General features: G+C 72.8%; 20 protein-coding genes. 4 read left to right on the forward strand and 16 right to left on the reverse strand.

What is annotated here, in order from left to right; translation table 11 throughout:
- Positions 1 to 190: 190 nt before the first annotated feature.
- Entirely contained in the window at positions 191 to 2,428 is a 2,238-nt protein-coding gene (locus ABD954_RS06245) for a catalase (protein ID WP_345484774.1), read from the reverse strand.
- A 308-nt stretch (positions 2,429 to 2,736) separates the two neighbouring features.
- Here ABD954_RS06245 and ABD954_RS06250 point away from each other — a divergent pair, with 308 nt between their 5' ends.
- Positions 2,737 to 2,964, forward strand: coding sequence for a DUF5133 domain-containing protein (locus tag ABD954_RS06250; RefSeq protein WP_345484775.1), 228 nt, complete (start codon positions 2,737 to 2,739; stop codon positions 2,962 to 2,964).
- A gap of 131 nt (positions 2,965 to 3,095) precedes the next feature.
- Here the strand turns inward: ABD954_RS06250 and ABD954_RS06255 are convergent, their stop codons facing one another.
- From ABD954_RS06255 to ABD954_RS06300, 10 genes are read right to left on the reverse strand one after another with little or no spacing between them, the layout of a single operon-like run.
- Positions 3,096 to 3,443, reverse strand: coding sequence for a hypothetical protein (locus tag ABD954_RS06255; RefSeq protein ID WP_345484776.1), 348 nt, complete (start codon positions 3,441 to 3,443; stop codon positions 3,096 to 3,098).
- A gap of 40 nt (positions 3,444 to 3,483) precedes the next feature.
- The gene (locus ABD954_RS06260) at positions 3,484 to 3,756 is read right to left on the reverse strand and encodes a gas vesicle protein K (RefSeq protein ID WP_345484777.1); all 273 of its coding nucleotides are present in this window, start codon (positions 3,754 to 3,756) and stop codon (positions 3,484 to 3,486) included.
- Positions 3,753 to 3,938, reverse strand: a complete 186-nt coding sequence (locus ABD954_RS06265) for a gas vesicle protein (RefSeq protein ID WP_345484778.1) — start codon at positions 3,936 to 3,938, stop codon at positions 3,753 to 3,755. Before ABD954_RS06265 ends, ABD954_RS06260 begins: the two co-directional genes overlap by 4 nt.
- A complete protein-coding gene (locus ABD954_RS06270) occupies positions 3,935 to 4,747 on the reverse strand; it encodes a GvpL/GvpF family gas vesicle protein (protein WP_345484779.1) in 813 nt (270 codons plus the stop codon). Before ABD954_RS06270 ends, ABD954_RS06265 begins: the two co-directional genes overlap by 4 nt.
- Complete coding sequence (locus ABD954_RS06275; protein ID WP_345484780.1) at positions 4,744 to 5,055, reverse strand: gas vesicle protein; 312 nt, start codon at positions 5,053 to 5,055, stop codon at positions 4,744 to 4,746. The genes ABD954_RS06270 and ABD954_RS06275 overlap by 4 nt, the downstream gene beginning before the upstream one ends.
- The gene (locus tag ABD954_RS06280; protein WP_345484781.1) at positions 5,052 to 5,336 is read right to left on the reverse strand and encodes a hypothetical protein; all 285 of its coding nucleotides are present in this window, start codon (positions 5,334 to 5,336) and stop codon (positions 5,052 to 5,054) included. The genes ABD954_RS06275 and ABD954_RS06280 overlap by 4 nt, the downstream gene beginning before the upstream one ends.
- Before the next feature lie 25 nt (positions 5,337 to 5,361).
- A complete protein-coding gene (locus ABD954_RS06285; protein ID WP_345484782.1) occupies positions 5,362 to 5,595 on the reverse strand; it encodes a gas vesicle protein GvpG in 234 nt (77 codons plus the stop codon).
- A 4-nt stretch (positions 5,596 to 5,599) separates the two neighbouring features.
- Positions 5,600 to 6,319, reverse strand: coding sequence for a GvpL/GvpF family gas vesicle protein (locus tag ABD954_RS06290; RefSeq protein ID WP_345484783.1), 720 nt, complete (start codon positions 6,317 to 6,319; stop codon positions 5,600 to 5,602).
- The gene (locus ABD954_RS06295; RefSeq protein ID WP_345484784.1) at positions 6,316 to 6,750 is read right to left on the reverse strand and encodes a gas vesicle structural protein GvpA; all 435 of its coding nucleotides are present in this window, start codon (positions 6,748 to 6,750) and stop codon (positions 6,316 to 6,318) included. The genes ABD954_RS06290 and ABD954_RS06295 overlap by 4 nt, the downstream gene beginning before the upstream one ends.
- A gap of 59 nt (positions 6,751 to 6,809) precedes the next feature.
- Positions 6,810 to 7,130 (reverse strand): gas vesicle protein GvpO, encoded by a 321-nt coding sequence (locus ABD954_RS06300; RefSeq protein WP_345484785.1) that lies wholly within the window; start codon positions 7,128 to 7,130, stop codon positions 6,810 to 6,812.
- Positions 7,131 to 7,366: 236 nt separating this feature from the next.
- Between ABD954_RS06300 and ABD954_RS06305 the strand changes: the two genes are divergently transcribed.
- The 3 genes from ABD954_RS06305 (at position 7,367) to ABD954_RS33570 (ending at position 10,155) form a co-directional block, all read left to right on the forward strand.
- A complete protein-coding gene (locus ABD954_RS06305) occupies positions 7,367 to 8,887 on the forward strand; it encodes an FAD-dependent oxidoreductase (protein ID WP_345484786.1) in 1,521 nt (506 codons plus the stop codon).
- A 240-nt stretch (positions 8,888 to 9,127) separates the two neighbouring features.
- Positions 9,128 to 9,709 (forward strand): RNA polymerase sigma factor, encoded by a 582-nt coding sequence (locus tag ABD954_RS06310; protein WP_345484787.1) that lies wholly within the window; start codon positions 9,128 to 9,130, stop codon positions 9,707 to 9,709.
- Complete coding sequence (locus tag ABD954_RS33570) at positions 9,706 to 10,155, forward strand: hypothetical protein (RefSeq protein WP_382745972.1); 450 nt, start codon at positions 9,706 to 9,708, stop codon at positions 10,153 to 10,155. The genes ABD954_RS06310 and ABD954_RS33570 overlap by 4 nt, the downstream gene beginning before the upstream one ends.
- Here the strand turns inward: ABD954_RS33570 and ABD954_RS06320 are convergent.
- From ABD954_RS06320 to ABD954_RS06340, 5 genes are read right to left on the reverse strand one after another with little or no spacing between them, the layout of a single operon-like run.
- Entirely contained in the window at positions 10,128 to 10,709 is a 582-nt protein-coding gene (locus ABD954_RS06320; RefSeq protein WP_345484788.1) for a hypothetical protein, read from the reverse strand. The genes ABD954_RS33570 and ABD954_RS06320 overlap by 28 nt on opposite strands.
- Positions 10,706 to 11,887 carry an ROK family glucokinase gene (locus ABD954_RS06325; protein ID WP_345484789.1) on the reverse strand — a complete coding sequence of 394 codons (1,182 nt, stop codon included), beginning with the start codon at positions 11,885 to 11,887 and terminating at the stop codon, positions 10,706 to 10,708. Before ABD954_RS06325 ends, ABD954_RS06320 begins: the two co-directional genes overlap by 4 nt.
- A 36-nt stretch (positions 11,888 to 11,923) precedes the next feature.
- Entirely contained in the window at positions 11,924 to 12,733 is an 810-nt protein-coding gene (locus ABD954_RS06330) for an ATP-binding cassette domain-containing protein (RefSeq protein WP_345484790.1), read from the reverse strand.
- Positions 12,730 to 13,785, reverse strand: coding sequence for an ABC transporter permease (locus ABD954_RS06335; RefSeq protein ID WP_345484791.1), 1,056 nt, complete (start codon positions 13,783 to 13,785; stop codon positions 12,730 to 12,732). Before ABD954_RS06335 ends, ABD954_RS06330 begins: the two co-directional genes overlap by 4 nt.
- Positions 13,782 to 14,801 (reverse strand): sugar ABC transporter substrate-binding protein, encoded by a 1,020-nt coding sequence (locus ABD954_RS06340; RefSeq protein ID WP_345484792.1) that lies wholly within the window; start codon positions 14,799 to 14,801, stop codon positions 13,782 to 13,784. The genes ABD954_RS06335 and ABD954_RS06340 overlap by 4 nt, the downstream gene beginning before the upstream one ends.
- Positions 14,802 to 14,999: the final 198 nt, after the last annotated feature.

The raw sequence follows: 14,999 nt of genomic DNA on the forward strand, positions 1-14,999 counted from the left end.
ACGTCGCTCCTCGCGCGCTCGGGGACAGGTGGTGCCCCTATCCTCGCCGACGCCCGGCGTCGCTGACCAGCGGGTCCGGCACGCGGGGCCGGACCCGGCGGGTGGAGCGCCGCCCCCGGCCGTTCGGGCCGGTTCGCTCCGGGGACGTGCGGGAGCGGGGCCGGCCGGTGCCGGGGGCGGGGCGCGGGCGTCAGAGGGCGGGCGGGAACCTGTCCCAGGCGCGGTGGCGGGCCAGGGCCTCCGTGGTCGCGGCCACGGCGGCCGTACCGCTCTCGGCCGTGATGACGCCGGGGCCGCCCGGGTCGATGCCGGCGGACTGGAGCAGCGCCGAGGCGCCGTTCCATCCGCCGACGGCCTTGCCGTGCCGGTACGCCTCGGTGAGCAGCAGCAGGACCCGCGGGTCGGTGCCCTGGGCGAGCGGGGAGCCGGCCTTGGCGTCGCGGGCGCCGTAGGCGTCGGCGCCCGCCGCGGGCGCGCCGGCCAGGAGGAGGGCGTCGAACTCGACGGAGCGGGCGGTGGCGAAGGTCCGCTGTACCGTGACGGGTTCGCCGTCGCCGTCGAGGGTGCCGCCGGCCGGGGCGATGACGAGCGGGGTCATGCCGGCGTCCAGGACGGCCTGGCGGGCCGCCCGTACGCCGGACAGGTCGGCCGCCTTGTCGGCGACGATGCCGACGACGCGGCCGTCGGTCGGCCAGGCGGCGCCCAGCTGGGACAGCGCGGGGCTGGCCTCCACGTCGGCGAGCGGGACCGTCGGCTCGGGGGCCGGCAGTCCGAGGCCCGCGGCGACCTGCTCGCACAGCACCGGGTCGATGTTGGCGAGGACGCCGAGGGCCCGTTCCTTGACCGCCTGCTCGTAGCACTTGCCCAGTTCGAAGGTGTACGCGGCGATGATGTGCTCGCGCTCGGTCGGGGTCATGCTGAGCCAGAACAGCCGCGGCTGGGTGAAGTGGTCCTCGAAGGAGGCGGGCGCCTCGCGGACCTTCCGTGCCTCGGACACCCGCACGGGCGTCTCGACGTAGGCGCCGGTGTCGGCGCCGGCCGTGAAGGGGCACCCGCCGTCCAGGCTGTTGGGCCGGTACGGCGCCACCCCGGTGTGCACGGCGGTCTGGTGCATGCCGTCGCGGAACATGTCGTTGACCGGGGCCTGCGGCCGGTTGACGGGGATCTGCGCGAAGTTCGGCCCGCCGAGGCGGCTGATCTGGGTGTCGAGGTAGGAGAAGAGCCGTCCCGCGAGCAGCGGGTCGTCCGTCACGTCGATGCCGGGCACCAGGTGGCCGGGGTGGAAGGCGACCTGCTCGGTCTCGGCGAAGAAGTTCGTGACGTTGGCGTTGAGGGTCATCAGCCCGATCGGCTGGACCGGGGCCCGCTCCTCGGGAACGATCTTGGTGGGGTCGAGCAGGTCGATCCCCTCGAAGGTCTGGTCGGGGGTGTCGGGAAAGACCTGGATGCCGAGTTCCCACTGCGGGAAGGCGCCCGCTTCGATGGCGTCGCACAGGTCCCGCCGGTGGAAGTCGGGGTCCATGCCGTTGATCAGCTGGGCCTCCTCCCAGACCAGCGAGTGCACGCCCAGCTTCGGCTTCCAGTGGAACTTCACCAGCGAGGTCTCCCCGGCGCCGTTGACGAGCCGGAAGGTGTGGACGCCGAAGCCCTCCATCATCCGGTACGAGCGCGGGATGCCGCGGTCCGACATGTTCCACAGCGTGTGGTGGGTGGCCTCGGTGTGCAGCGAGACGAAGTCCCAGAAGGTGTCGTGGGCGCTCTGCGCCTGCGGGATCTCGCGGTCCGGATGCGGCTTGCCCGCGTGGATGATGTCGGGGAACTTGACCGCGTCCTGGATGAAGAACACCGGGATGTTGTTCCCCACCAGGTCGAAGGTGCCCTCGTCGGTGTAGAACTTGGTCGCGAACCCGCGGGTGTCGCGGACCGTGTCCGAGGAGCCGCGGGAGCCGAGGACGGTGGAGAAGCGCACGAAGACCGGCGTCTCGACGTCCTTCGCCAGGAAGGCTGCCTTGCAGACCTCGGCGGCCGTGCCGTACCCGCGGAAGACGCCGTGGGCGGCGGCGCCGCGCGCGTGCACCACCCGCTCCGGGATCCGCTCGTGGTCGAAGTGGGTGATCTTCTCCCGCAGATGGTGGTCCTGGAGCAGCACCGGCCCGCGCGCTCCGGCCTTCAGCGAGTGATCGGTGTCATGGAGGCGCGCGCCCTGGGCCGTCGTCAGATAGGCGCCGCTCTGCGCCACGCGCGCCGGCGCCGCCCCGGTGGCCTGTCCGGTCGGGCTCACGGTCTCCGGGCCTGCCTGGTCCGGCTTCGCCGGCAGGGGCTCGGTGGAATGCGTCGGCTCGGCCACGCTGGGAGAGACCGGCCCCGGTTTCCCCGGCAGGCCGCCTTCGCCCCGTTCCGGGGCCGCGTCGGAGTGCTCAGTCGCCATCGTTACTCCCAAGAAACGGTAGGGGTGGACCTTGCAGCCATAACCGGAGCCCTCTCCGGCCACGCCGTGTCCGGGCGGCTCTCACCCGTATCGGCCGGGAATCGCGGCATCTGACCGACGCCGTCGTGCCCGGCGTGCTCCACCTCTGCACCGTCTGCCCTGGGGCGGGGGACGAAAACGGTCGGTCCGGGCCGGGACCCGGGCCCCGGCGACCGCTGGGAACGGGTTGTGCATACACCCCGGGAAGCGGGGTACGCGGCGCCTCGACCGGGCGGTGGCCGCCCGTACTGACGAGAGGAGAAAGCACTGTGCTGATGGCCCATCCCGCGGTGTTGAGCAATCTGATCGAGCAGTACGAGACGCTCAGGGTGCTGCACGCGGAGAACGGAAGCCCGGAGGTGCGCCGGCGCATGGACGATCTCGCGTACACCCTCTGCGTCTCCACGGGCACCCGGGACGTCGACACGGCTCTCGTCGTCGCCCGCCACCGGCTCCCCGGTGCACGCCCCGAGGACGACTCGCTCCTGCCGGCCTGACCGGCGGGACCGACAGAGCAAGACACGTCGAGAAGCACGTCGAAAGGGGCGGCTCCGGAGATCCGGAGCCGCCCCTTCTCGTCGGGGTCCCCCGCCGCCTTCGACGGTTCGGCGGGGGACCTCAGGGCGGATCAGATGCGTCCGCCGGTGAGCCGGGAGAGCGGGCCCCGGCTCCGCAGTCCGGCCCGGCGCCCCAGGGCGTACGCGCCGGTGAGCGCGGCCGCGGCACTGACGGCCGCACTCCCGGTGACCCCCTTGCGGGCGCGTACGGCGGTCCACAGCATGTCGCCGGTGCCGCGCACGGCGTGGACGGCCGCGAGGGTCTTCTCCGCGAGGGGCGCGGGGAGGGCGGTCAGCGTCCCGGTGCCCTTCTCCCCGGTCTCCTCCACGGCACGGACGGTCTTCTTCGCCGTGGCCGAGGCGGTGCCCGAGTTGGTGCGGCGGGACGAGGTCTCGTTGCTCTTCTCCGATGCAGTCATAGTGTGCGTCTGACCGGACCGGACGGGAACAAACCCGGCTTCAGAGGAGTTTGCCGAGCGGCCCGAGGTCGATGTTCAGGTCCTCCGGCTCCAGTCCGAAGCGCTCGCGCAGCAGCGCCATCCGGTCCTCCAGGAGCATGAGGGTCAGTCCGATCCGCTCCTCCTGCTCCTCGCTGAGGTCGCCCGCCTCGACCCGGCGCAGGGCCTGCCGCTCCATCAGCTGGCGCAGCAGCTCGACGACGGTCAGGACCAGGCAGGCCAGGTCGCGTTCGACGGTGTCGGGGTCGAGTTCGACGCGTCGGGGCCGCGTCATGGCGTCACCTCCGCCCACGGGGAGGGCACGGTCTCGCCGACGGTGCTGATGAGCGCCTTCAGGTCGATGCGCACCAGGTCGACGTCGGCGATCCGCAGGGTGAGGTCACCGGCGAGGACCACCCCGCCCGCGAGGAGCCGGTCCAGCAGGTCCACGAGTGCGATCTCCCGTTGGTCGGTCACTGCTCCGGCCCTCCCTCGGCCCCGGTCCGCACGAAGGAGTACGGCACCCAGGGACCCGTCATCTCCAGGCGCAGGCCGGGATGCCGCTCCTCGACCGGCGGGACGGCGTCGAGGAACTCCCGCTGCCGTTCGTCGGGGACGAGATAGGCGGCGTTGAGGACGTTCCGGCCGGGGGCCCGGGACAGGCGCGCCTGCTGGGGCGGGTGGAGGACCGCGTCCACGGCCGCGCGGGTGAGCACGTCGTGCAGTTCCCGTGCGGTACGGGCCGCGGTGTCGTCGGCGTCCCGCCGGGCCCGCTGCTCGCCCAGTCGGCGGCGCAGGTAGTCGCGCCCGGAGCCGGACGCGGCGGCGGGGGCCGTCGCGGGCGCCGCTCCGGTGGCGGTGGACTCGTCGGCGTACAGCTTGACTCCCCACTCGTGGACGCCCGTCAGGCGGTCCAGCGCGTCCGTCAGGCCGCGCTCCCCCTCGTCGAGCAGCCGGCGCACGCCCTGCTCGCCGCGGCAGACGGTGGCGAGGCGCAGGGGGACGGTGGTGGTCTGCCGCCCGGCCGCGGCGACCACGGCGTGGTGGGCGCGGGCGACCTCGGCGAGCCAGTCCAGGTCCTCCAGGTGGGCGCGCAGGGGTGCTTCGTCGAAGTCGGCGGCCGGGACCGGTTCGACGAGGGCGGTCAGGCCCCGGTGCTCCACGGTCGTCAGGCCGCCGCCCAGCGTGTCGCCGGGGACGGCGGGCGGTCCCCCGCCGGTTCCGGCGGAGCGGACGACGGCGTACACGTACAGCAGGTGCTCCTTCGGCACGGGTGCGTCGTTCATGTCTCCTGCCTCGCCTCCAGTTCGGCGATGCGGCGGCGCAGTTCCTCGTTCTCGCGGCCGAGTTCGCCCCGCCGCGCTCGGGACGACAGGGCGGGGTCCTGCTCCCACCAGTCGATGCCCATCTCCTTGGCCCGCTCGACCGACGCCACGACGAGTCGCAGCTTGATGGTGAGGAGCTCGATGTCGAGGAGGTTGATGCGGATGTCCCCGGCGATCACCACGCCCTTGTCGAGGACGCGCTCCAGGATGTCGGCGAGGTTGGCCGATTGTTCGTCGTACGGGCGGGGAAGGCCCGACGGCATCGTCATGCTCCGTTCTCCTCTCGGTGCCGCGACCGCCCGGCTCGCTGCCGGAGGCGTCCGGCCCGGCCCCGGACGCGTCCGGCGTGGTGCCGGAGGCGTCCGGTGCCGGCGGTGACGGCGGCGTGCAGGGCGCCCCGGAGGCGCCCGGCCCGCCGGGCGCCCGCCAGGGTCAGCGAGGCCAGGCCGCGGCTGCCGCCGGTGAGGGCGTGGAGCCGGGCGGAGGACCGGCCCGCGACCCGGGCGAGACCGACGAGGAGGCGGGGGGCAGGTGTCATCGGACGGGCCATCGGTCCTCCCTCGGGGGGTGTCCGCTCATGGGGTTCTCCTCGCGTCCAGGCGGGCCAGGAGGGCGTCCTCCCGGCGGTCGAACTCCGCCTCGTCGATCTCGCCGGCCTCCAGGGCGGCCACGAGTCCGGCCAGTTCCCGCTGGACGACGGCGGGGTCGTAGTACTCCCGCTCCGCCACGTCCACGACCTGTCGCAGCACCCAGGCGGTACCGCGCACGGGCGCGGCGGGCAGCAGGAGGATCTCCGTGAGCAGTCCCATGGGGTCAGTCCGTCTCGACGAAGCTGTACGGGGGCAGCGGCCCCGTCACCTGCTCCTGGAGGTGGGCGTGCTCCTGGTGCAGGTCGCGCACGGCGTCCAGGAACTCCTGCCGCCGTTCGCGCTCCACCAGGAACGACAGGTTGGCCAGCCGACCGGTGCCCTCGGGGCCGTGCACCACCGCGGCCGCGTACGGGGTGAGGGTCCGTTCGACCAGTTCGGCGTCGGTCCTCTCCCGTTCGGCGACGGCCCGCGCCACCAGCTCGCCGAAGGCGAGCTTCTCCTCGTGGCTTCCGCCGCCCGCCGCCCTGTTGGCGGCGTGGCGGGCCCTCAGGTCGGCGTCGTCGGCGAGCACGGCCTGGAGCACGGCCTCCTCGTCGTGGTGCACCTTCACGTTGAACTCGTCCTTGCCGTCGAGCGCCTTCAGCCGCTCCAGGTAGCGGTCGTGGTGCTCCGCCAGGACGGCGGCGACGGTGTCGTCGTCGGGTGACACCCCGCCGAACCGCAGCGGCAGCACCGGGCCGTCCTTGCCGGCCCGGATCACGACGTGCTGGTGTGCGAGCAGGTCACGGCGCTTGGGCTTGAGTTCGGCGGGCGCGTCGCTGCACAGGGCCATCAACTCGCCGCTGCGCACGGTCCGCACCGGCCGCGGAGGGTCGCCGATGCCCTCGATGTCGTCCGGGACCTTCCGGTCGGCGGGTGCGATGACGTAGACGTAGGTGCTCATTCCTTCTCCTCCCCACGGGTCGAGCCGCGCCGGCGCGAGCTGCTGCCGCTCTTCTCCTCCACCGCCTCGTCACGTGCCTGGGTGAAGGCGTCGGAGATGCTCTGCGCGGCGCCGCTGAGGGCGCCCTTGGTCTTCCTGCGCGCACCGGACTCGGTGGCCTCGCCGACCAGTTCGGGCAGGCCCGGGTTCTTGCGCGGACCGGCTTCCAGGTCGAGGCGGTTGCACGCCTCGGCGAAGCGCAGATAGGTGTCGACGCTGGCCACGACGACCCGTATGTCGATCTTCAGGATCTCGATGCCGACCAGCGAGACACGCACGAATGCGTCGATCACCAGTCCACGGTCGAGAACCAGTTCGAGTACGTCGTAGAGGCCGCTGGATCCGCCTCCGGAGGCAGTGGCCGGGGCGGTCTGGGTGGGAACGACGGTCATGGTGCTCGGTCTCCCTCTCGTCTCGGGACGGATGGACGGGTGCGGGGCGGGCCGCCGGCTCAGCGGCGGTCCGCGCGCCCCCGCTCGTACCGGTGGGTGCGCCGGTGGCCCATGAGCTGCCCGTGGTGGTCGACGTCGACCTCGTACGAGGCGAGCAGGCTCATGGTGTCCGGGACGCGCCTCAGTTCGAGGACTTCCACGGTGAGGTGCCAGCCGCCGTCCTCGCCGCGCGCGCAGGAGCTGACGGACTCCGCCGGCTGGCCGAGCAGCTCCTCGAGCTGCTCCATCGCCGTCCGGCTCACCTCGGCGAGCGGGGGCGGACGTTCGGGCTCGGCGTCGGCCGCCTTGCGGTTCGTGCGGCTGTCCGATGACGGGGCCACGGTGCTCTCCTCTCTCCTGTCGTGGGGTGCTTTTCGGGCGAACGCTCCCGATCCGCCTGCCCGCCCTACGCCACCTCACGCCCCGTCCTTCGGCATTGGCGTCCCCGGAGGCACGGGTAGGGCCGGCGGTCGGGGGAAACCGGGCAGGGTCCGCCCGATCAGGCGAACGGTTCCGAGCGCGTCGCGCGGGCCGGCCCCGCCGCCCGTCGTAGCGTGTGCGAAGTGGAGGCACTGAGATGACCGGTCTGCCCGGCACTTACGAGTCGTACTGGATGGAGACCGCACCGGGGTCCGCGTACTCCGGCCCGGCCGGAGACCTGGAGGTCGACGTCGCGGTCGTCGGCGCCGGCATCGCCGGCATCTGCGCGGCGTGGGAACTCGCCCGCGCGGGACGCCGGGTGGCCCTGCTCGAGGCGGACCGCGTCGCCGCGGGCGTCACCGGCTACACGACCGCGAAGCTCTCGGTCCAGCACGGCATGATCTACGCACGGCTGCGGTCGTCGTTCGGCGCCGAACAGGCGCGGCTGTACGCGCGTTCCCAGCAGGAGGCCGTCGAGCAGGTCGGCCGGGTGGCGGCGGAGCTCGGGATCGACTGCGAGCTCGAGACCGCGCCGAGCCATGTGTACACGGAGCGGCCCGACGCCGTCGACGGGCTGCGGGAGGAGGCGGACGCGGCGCGCGAGGCGGGCCTGCCGGCCTCCTTCGTCGAGGAGACGGAGCTGCCGTTCCCGGTCGCCGGCGCGGTGCGGGTCGAGGGGCAGGCGCAGTTCCATCCGCGCAAGTACCTCCTCGCGCTCGTCGCCGACCTCGTCCGGCGGGGCGGCGTCGTCCACGAGCGCACCCGGGTCGTCTCGCTGCACGAGGGCGAGCCCTGCCGGCTCACCACCGAGCAGGGGACCGAGATCGTCGCCCGTGACGTGATCGTGGCCACCCACTACCCGGTCTTCGACCGGGCGTTGCTCTTCTCCCGGCTCGAACCCCGCCGCGAACTCGTCGTCGCGGCGGAACTTCCCGCGGACCTCGCCCCGCGGGGCACGTACCTCACGCACGAGCACGACACCCGTTCGGTGCGCACCGCGCCGCTCTCGGACGGACGGCGGCTGCTCATCGTCACCGGCGAGTCGTTCACGCCGGGCGACGGCGAGGTGGGCGCGCGCTACGAGCGGCTCGCCGCCTGGACCGGGGAGCACTTCCCGCAGGCCCGCGTCACGCACCGGTGGGCGGCGCAGGACAACTCGTCCACGGACGGGGTGCCGTTCGTGGGCCGCTTCCACCCCGGTTCCCGGCACGTCCACGTGGCGGCCGGGTTCGGCGGCTGGGGCATGAGCAACGGCGTCATGGCCGGCCGGCTGCTCGCGGCCCGCATCGCGGGCGAGGAACTGCCCTGGTCCGCGCTGTACGACCCGGGCCGCTTCCACGTGCGGGAGACGGCGTCCTTGATGAAGCTGCAGGGCTCGGTGGTCAAGCACTTCGTCGGCGACCGGCTGGCCTCCTCCCACGTGGACGAGGTCGAGCAGATCCCGCCGGGCACCGGCGCGGTCGTACGGGTCGGCGGACGGCGCTGCGCGGTGTACCGCGACGAGCAGGGCACGGCGCACTCGGTCTCGGCGCGCTGCACGCATCTGGGGTGCCTGGTGCACTTCAACGACGCGGAGCGGGCCTGGGAATGCCCGTGCCACGGTTCGCGGTTCGCCCCCGACGGCCGCGTGCTCCAGGGCCCCGCCGTCCGCCCGCTCGAACCGCGTCCGCTGGACTGAGAGCCGGCAGGGGAAAAACCTCCGCCGCGGCGAATCCTTTCCGGGCCTTCCCCCCTCCTATGTCCGTACCGGTCGCACGGGCCGGTACGGAACCGGGAGGAAACAGCAATGATGGTCACTGGCCTCGTCGTGGTCGGAGTCCTGCTCGCGGGCGCGTGCGCCTGGCACCTGATGCGGCGTTACGGGAGCCGTGGCTGACCGGCGCCGGCGTACGGGACGGCTCGCCGGGAGGAGCAGCTCATGACCCCACGTTTCGCCTGGCCGGACGAGCGGCTGGTCCGGGCCGCCCAGGACGGTGACGTCACCTCGCTCACCACCGTCGTCCTGGCGTCGCAGCCGCACGTGCGCCGGTTCGCCCGGTCGCTGTGCGCCTCACCGCAGGACGCGGAGGACGCGGCGCAGGAGGCTCTGATCATCCTGTACCGGAAGATCGGCACCTTGCGGGCCACGGGCGCGCTCGCCTCGTGGATGTTCCGGATCGTACGCAACGAGTGCCTCCGGCACGTGCGGCTGCTGGTCTCGCGCGGCGACGGCGGGCAGCAGGCCGGGCCGGGGGCAGCGACGCCCGCGGCACCGTCGGCCGAGGACGCGGTGCTGCAGCGGCTGGAGGCCGAGCGGATCGCGGCCGCGGTCGCCGCCCTGCCCCACGACCAGCGGCAGGTGCTGGTCATGCGGGACGTCCAGGGCCTGCCCGGCCGGACCGTGGCCCGGGCGCTCGGACTGAGCGACGCCGCGATGAAGTCGCGGCTGCACCGCGCCCGCGCGGCACTGCGCCACGCGCTGGCGGCCGGCCCACTCGTCGAAGGAGACCCACGACCGTGAACAGCGCGAGCACCGTGAACACCGAGAACACCGTGAACACCGAGAACACCGCGAAATCCGTCCCGGACACGCACCCCGCCCGTGACCTGATACGCGCGCGGGCCGCAGGAGCCGTCACGGACGCGAAACCCGTCCTCGTCACGCGAGCCGTCCCGGACACGCGAACCGCCGGCTTCGCGAGCAGGTCCGTCCCGCGCCACCTGGTGCGCGGCGTCCTCGGCTTCGGGCTGATCGCCGGCGCGATCGCGCTGGTGCCCGTCGCCGGCCCGGCCGCCCTGCTGGCGGCCCCGCTCGCCCTGATCCCGTTCCGGGGCTGTCCCGCCTGCTGGCTGGTCGGCCTGGCGCAGACCGTCTCGCGCGGCCGGCTGGAGCGGCGGTGCGCGGACGGCGTCTGCACCCTCGCCGCCTCCGGGCCGCGTCAGGGGGAGGTGGTGGAGACCACGTAGACGCGGGGGAAGGCCGGGTCGGTGAGGTCGACCGTGATGTCGCTGGTGGGGCGGGGCTTCTCACGGGTGACGGTGGTGCCGGACCAGGGGTGGCCGGGGCGGAAGTTCCAGCCGACGATCCCCGCGTCGCGGCTGCCGATGGTGACGTCGCCGGGAACGAGGGCCGCGCGGCTGGTGCCGCTGTCGTGGAGGTAGGCGTCGAGGCCGGCCGCGGTGGTCGCGAACTGCACGTAGAGCCGGCTGGTCTTCCAGTTGCTGGTCTCGTAGTAGGCGACGTGCCAGGCGTCGGAGGGGATCGGGATCTCGTAGATCCGGCGCTTCATCAGGGAGGGCCGGTTGTCCTGGAGACCGACGACGGAGGACTCGCGCTCCTTGTCGCGGCCGCTGGCGCGGCTCTGGCCGGCGGAGATCACGAGATAGCCGGCCGGGATGCCGACGAGGAGCACGATGATGATGGCGGTGAGCCAGCGGCGGCGCAGCATGTGCCGCCGGTCCTCGGGCAGCTTGCCGTCGGGGCGGGTGGGGGGCGGCGGCGTCAGTTCGGTCGGCGTCATGACTGCGGGTCCTGGGTGGTGCGGGCGTTCCGGTCGGCGGCGGCGGTGGCGGCGCGCAGGGCCTGCGCGTAGCGGCCGTACCGCTCGTAGCGCTCGACCCGGCGCCGGTTGGCGCGGCGGAAGCGGCGGGCGACCAGCCGGGCGAGGTCGGCGGCGCCGACCATGCCGGCCTCGGGGCCGAGCTGGGCGCGGGCGATGCGGGCCTCGGGGCGGTAGCCCCGGCCGGTGAGGTGGCGGCGGAAGGCGTCCCTCGCCGGGCCGATCAGCAGGTCGTCGGCGGCGGAGACGCCACCGCCGATGACGAAGCAGGAGGGGTCGAGGGCGGCGGCGAGGTTGGCGATGCCGACGCCGAGCCACTGGCCGATGTCCTGGAACAGTTCGACGCACATGGCGTCGCCCTCGCGGGCGAGCTCGGTGATGAGCGGGCCGGTGATGTCGGGGACGCTGCCCTTGACCCGTTCGATGATGTTGTACGCGACCGGGGAGTCGGCGGCGGCGAGCTCACGGGCCTCGCGGACGAGGGCGTTGCCGGAGCTGTACTGCTCCCAGCAGCCGCGGTTGCCGCAGGGGCAGCGGTGGCCGCCGGGGACCACCTGCATGTGGCCGAACTCGCCGGCGACCCCGTACTTGCCGCGCTTGACCTGGCCGTCCTCCAGGATGGCGCCGCCGATGCCGGTGCCCAGGGTGATCATGACGAGGTGGTCCTCGCCGCGTCCGGCGCCGAAGCGCCACTCGGCCCAGGCGGCGGTGTTGGCGTCGTTGTCGACCATCACGGGGACGGCGAGCCGGTCCTGGAGGGCGTCGCGCAGCGGCTCGTTGCGCCAGGCGAGGTGCGGGGCGAAGAGCACCCGGGCCCGGTCGGCGTCGACCCAGCCGGCCGCGCCGATGCCGACGGCGTGCACGTCGTGGCGGTCGGAGAGGTCCAGGACGAGCTCCACGATGGTGTCCTCGACGACCTTGGGGCTCTTGGACTTGTCGGGGGTCTCGGTGCGGACCTTCTCCAGGATGTTCCCGTCCGCGTCGACGACGCCGGCCATCACCTTCGTACCGCCGATGTCGATGCCGACGGTCGGCACCCGGGGCGCCGTCAGGTGCGAGCGCCGCTCCCGGGGGCCGATGGTCCGCAGGACCGTGCCCCGGGCGGAGCCTCGGCCGGTCAGGTCACGGTAGGTACTCATCGGCTCGATTCTGCCAGGAGGGAGGTGAAGGGCGCGTCACGAAGCGGAAGGACGTTCCAGTTCGTGGCGCAGGTCCTCGAGCTCGCTGCCGCCGGCCATCTGCCGGGTCAACTCGTCCAGGGTGACGGAGCCCTTCGTGTGGCTGCCCGCCATGACACCGCGCTTCAGCAGGACGAAACGATCACCGACGAGGTAGGCGTGGTGGGGGTTGTGGGTGATGAGGACCACTCCGAGGCCCTGGTCACGTGCCGCCGCCACGTACTTCAGGACCACTCCGGACTGCTTCACCCCGAGCGCCGCCGTCGGCTCGTCCAGGACCAGGACCTTGGCGCCGAAGTGCACGGCGCGGGCGATCGCCACGCACTGGCGCTCGCCGCCGGAGAGCGTGCCGATGGGCTGGTCGACGTCCCGCAGGTCGATGCCCATGCGGAGCAGTGCCTCGCGGGTGGTGGTGCGCATCAGCTCGGTGTCGAGCCGCTTGAAGGGGCCCTTGCCCCGGGTCGGCTCGGAGCCGAGGAAGAAGTTGCGCCACACCGGCATCAGGGGGACGACGGCGAGGTCCTGGTAGACGGTGGCGATGCCGCGGTCCAGGGCGTCGCGCGGGTTGGCGAGGGCGACCTCCTCGCCCTCGATGCGGAAGGTGCCGGCGTCGTGCCCGTGCAGACCGGCGATGATCTTGATGAGGGTGGACTTGCCGGCGCCGTTGTCACCGAGCACGCAGGAGATCTCCCCCGCGTGCACCTGCAGAAAGACCCCTTCGAGGGCCCGGATGTTGCCGTAGTACTTGCTGACGGCGTCGAGCTCGACCAGCGGCCCGGGCGCGGGGGTCTTCGTCGTCGTGGTCACTTGGCGGCCTCCACGCGCTTGCGGATCCAGGCGTTCAGGAGCGTGGCGAGCAGCAGCATGGCGCCCAGGAAGAACTTGAACCAGTCCGGGTTCCACTCCGCGTACACGATGCCCTTGCCGGTCATGCCGAAGATGAGGGCGCCGACCGCGGAGCCGATGGCGGAGCCGTAGCCGCCGGTGATCAGACAGCCGCCGATGACGGCCGCGATGATGTAGATCAGCTCGTTCCCGACGCCCTCGCCGGACTGGACGACGTCGAAGGAGAGCAGCAGGTGCTGGCCGGAGACCCAGGCGCAGAACGCCACCCCCATGTAGAGGCCGATCTTGGTCCGGTGGACCGGGACGCCGACCGCGCGGGCGGCGTCGGCGCCGCCGCCGACGGCGAAGATCCAGTTGCCGAAGCGGGTCCGCAGCAGGATCCAGGTGGCGACGGCGACGAGGACCAGCCACCACAGGATGGTGACCTTGAGCTCCACGCCGCCGACGGTCCAGGTGGAGGCGAAGAGCGCGCGGGCGGAGGGGAAGCCCTCCATGTCGGCGATCGACTTGGTGGACACGGTGCCGCTGATCAGCTTGGTGAAGCCGAGGTTCAGGCCGGTCAGCATGAGGAAGGTGCCGAGGGTGATGATGAAGCTCGGCAGTTTGGTGCGGGTCAGCATGAAGCCGTTGAACGCGCCGATGGCGAGCGTGACGAGCAGCGAGACGCCGACCCCGACCCAGACGTTCGCGGTCATCTGGTAGCTGAACATCGAGGAGATCAGCGCCGAGCTGGTGACCAGGACGCCGGCGGACAGGTCGAACTCGCCGCCGATCATCAGCAGGGCGACCGGCACGGCCATGATGCCGATGGTGGACGCCGCGTAGAGGACCGTGCCGAGGCTGGAGGGGCGCAGGAAGCCGTCGGCGACCACGGAGAAGAAGAGGAAGACGGCGACGGCGCCGACGACCGAGCCGAGCTCGGGCCGGGCGAGCAGCTTCTTCAGCGGCGAGGTGCGCAGCAGGCGTTCGTCGACGTGGTCGAGCCCGTCGGAGGGCGGGGCGGCGGCGCTCATCGGGTGCCCCGCTCGGTGTAGCCCTTCAGCGCCCCGGCCTGGTCCTTGGTGATGATCTGCGGTCCGGTCAGGACCGGCTTGCCGCCGCCGAGGACGTCGGCGTTGTAGCGGTAGAGCCAGAGCAGGTCGACGGCCTGGTAGCCCTGGAGATAGGGCTGCTGGTCGACGGCGAAGCCGAGGGTGCCGGCCTCCAGGGCGCCGGCCACCTTGGCGTTGAGGTCGAAGGTGTCGACCTCCGCCTTGCTGCCGGCGGTCTTCTTCGCCTGCACGGCGGCGTCGGCGAAGGGCGCGCCGAGGGTCACGACGGCGTCGATCGACGGATCGGACTGGAGCTTGGCCAGGACGGACGCCTGGACGTCGGGCATGTTGGTGCCGTCGACGTACAGGTTCTGCAGGTCGCCGTCGAAGGTCTTCCTCGCTCCGGCGCAGCGCTGCTCGTGCCCGACGTTGCCCTGCTCGTGCAGGACGCACAGGGCCTTCTTGCGTCCGCGCCGGTCGAGCTCCTCGCCGACGGCCTCACCGGCGACGGTCTCGTCCTGGCCGATGTGGGTGAGGGCGCCGAACGCCTTGGACTGCTCGGCTCCCGAGTTCACGGTGATCACCGGGATGCCGGCCTTGACGGCCTTCTCGACGGCCGTCCTCATCGCGTCCGGCTTGGCGAGGGAGACGATGAGGCCGTCGACCTTCTTCGCCACGTACGAGTCGATGAGCTGGGCCTGCGTCTGCGCCTCGTCGCTGTGGGCGTAGAGGAAGTTGATGTTGTCCTTGACCGCGGCCTGCTTGGCACCGTTCTGGACGATGTCCCAGAAGGTGTCGCCGTCGCCCGAGTGGGTGACCATGGCGAAGGTCCAGCGAGGGGTGTCCACGGCCGCCCTGCCCTGGGCGGCGGCCGCCTTGCGGGCGTCCTCCGCGCGCTTGCCGCCGGTGCTGCTGCATCCCGCGAGCGCGGCGGTCAGCGCCACCGCGAGCACGGCGCCGACAGCCGCGCGTACCCCTCCGTCAGGAACCCTGGTCACGAGGCCGTGCCCTCCTTTGTGTCCTTCTGCGTGCATTGCAGTATCGGTCATGGGGGTCGCGCCGATCTTCAGCGGGGCCTGCGTCGCCGTCGGCGCGGCGGGCGCCGACGCGTCGGAGCGTAGCCCCGGGCGCGGGTCACCGATAGGTGACCGGCATCGACGGGCACCCGATCCGCCCCGCCGAGCCGGCCGCCGGCC

This window comes from Streptomyces roseoviridis (genome assembly GCF_039535235.1).
Classification (GTDB): domain Bacteria; phylum Actinomycetota; class Actinomycetes; order Streptomycetales; family Streptomycetaceae; genus Streptomyces; species Streptomyces roseoviridis.

Bases quoted from the DNA above. Each gene is read 5' to 3' on its own strand.
- ABD954_RS06270 (WP_345484779.1), bottom strand. From the start codon at position 4,747: ATGAACGACGCACCCGTGCCGAAGGAGCACCTGCTGTACGTGTACGCC.
- ABD954_RS06310 (WP_345484787.1), top strand. From the start codon at position 9,128: ATGACCCCACGTTTCGCCTGGCCGGACGAGCGGCTGGTCCGGGCCGCC.
- ABD954_RS06295 (WP_345484784.1), bottom strand. From the start codon at position 6,750: ATGACCGTCGTTCCCACCCAGACCGCCCCGGCCACTGCCTCCGGAGGC.
- ABD954_RS06260 (WP_345484777.1), bottom strand. From the start codon at position 3,756: ATGACGCGGCCCCGACGCGTCGAACTCGACCCCGACACCGTCGAACGC.
- ABD954_RS06245 (WP_345484774.1), bottom strand. From the start codon at position 2,428: ATGGCGACTGAGCACTCCGACGCGGCCCCGGAACGGGGCGAAGGCGGC.
- ABD954_RS06335 (WP_345484791.1), bottom strand. From the start codon at position 13,785: ATGAGCGCCGCCGCCCCGCCCTCCGACGGGCTCGACCACGTCGACGAA.
- ABD954_RS06305 (WP_345484786.1), top strand. From the start codon at position 7,367: ATGACCGGTCTGCCCGGCACTTACGAGTCGTACTGGATGGAGACCGCA.
- ABD954_RS06280 (WP_345484781.1), bottom strand. From the start codon at position 5,336: ATGGCCCGTCCGATGACACCTGCCCCCCGCCTCCTCGTCGGTCTCGCC.
- ABD954_RS06285 (WP_345484782.1), bottom strand. From the start codon at position 5,595: ATGGGACTGCTCACGGAGATCCTCCTGCTGCCCGCCGCGCCCGTGCGC.
- ABD954_RS06290 (WP_345484783.1), bottom strand. From the start codon at position 6,319: ATGAGCACCTACGTCTACGTCATCGCACCCGCCGACCGGAAGGTCCCG.
- ABD954_RS06320 (WP_345484788.1), bottom strand. From the start codon at position 10,709: ATGACGCCGACCGAACTGACGCCGCCGCCCCCCACCCGCCCCGACGGC.
- ABD954_RS06325 (WP_345484789.1), bottom strand. From the start codon at position 11,887: ATGAGTACCTACCGTGACCTGACCGGCCGAGGCTCCGCCCGGGGCACG.
- ABD954_RS06275 (WP_345484780.1), bottom strand. From the start codon at position 5,055: ATGACGATGCCGTCGGGCCTTCCCCGCCCGTACGACGAACAATCGGCC.
- ABD954_RS06255 (WP_345484776.1), bottom strand. From the start codon at position 3,443: ATGACTGCATCGGAGAAGAGCAACGAGACCTCGTCCCGCCGCACCAAC.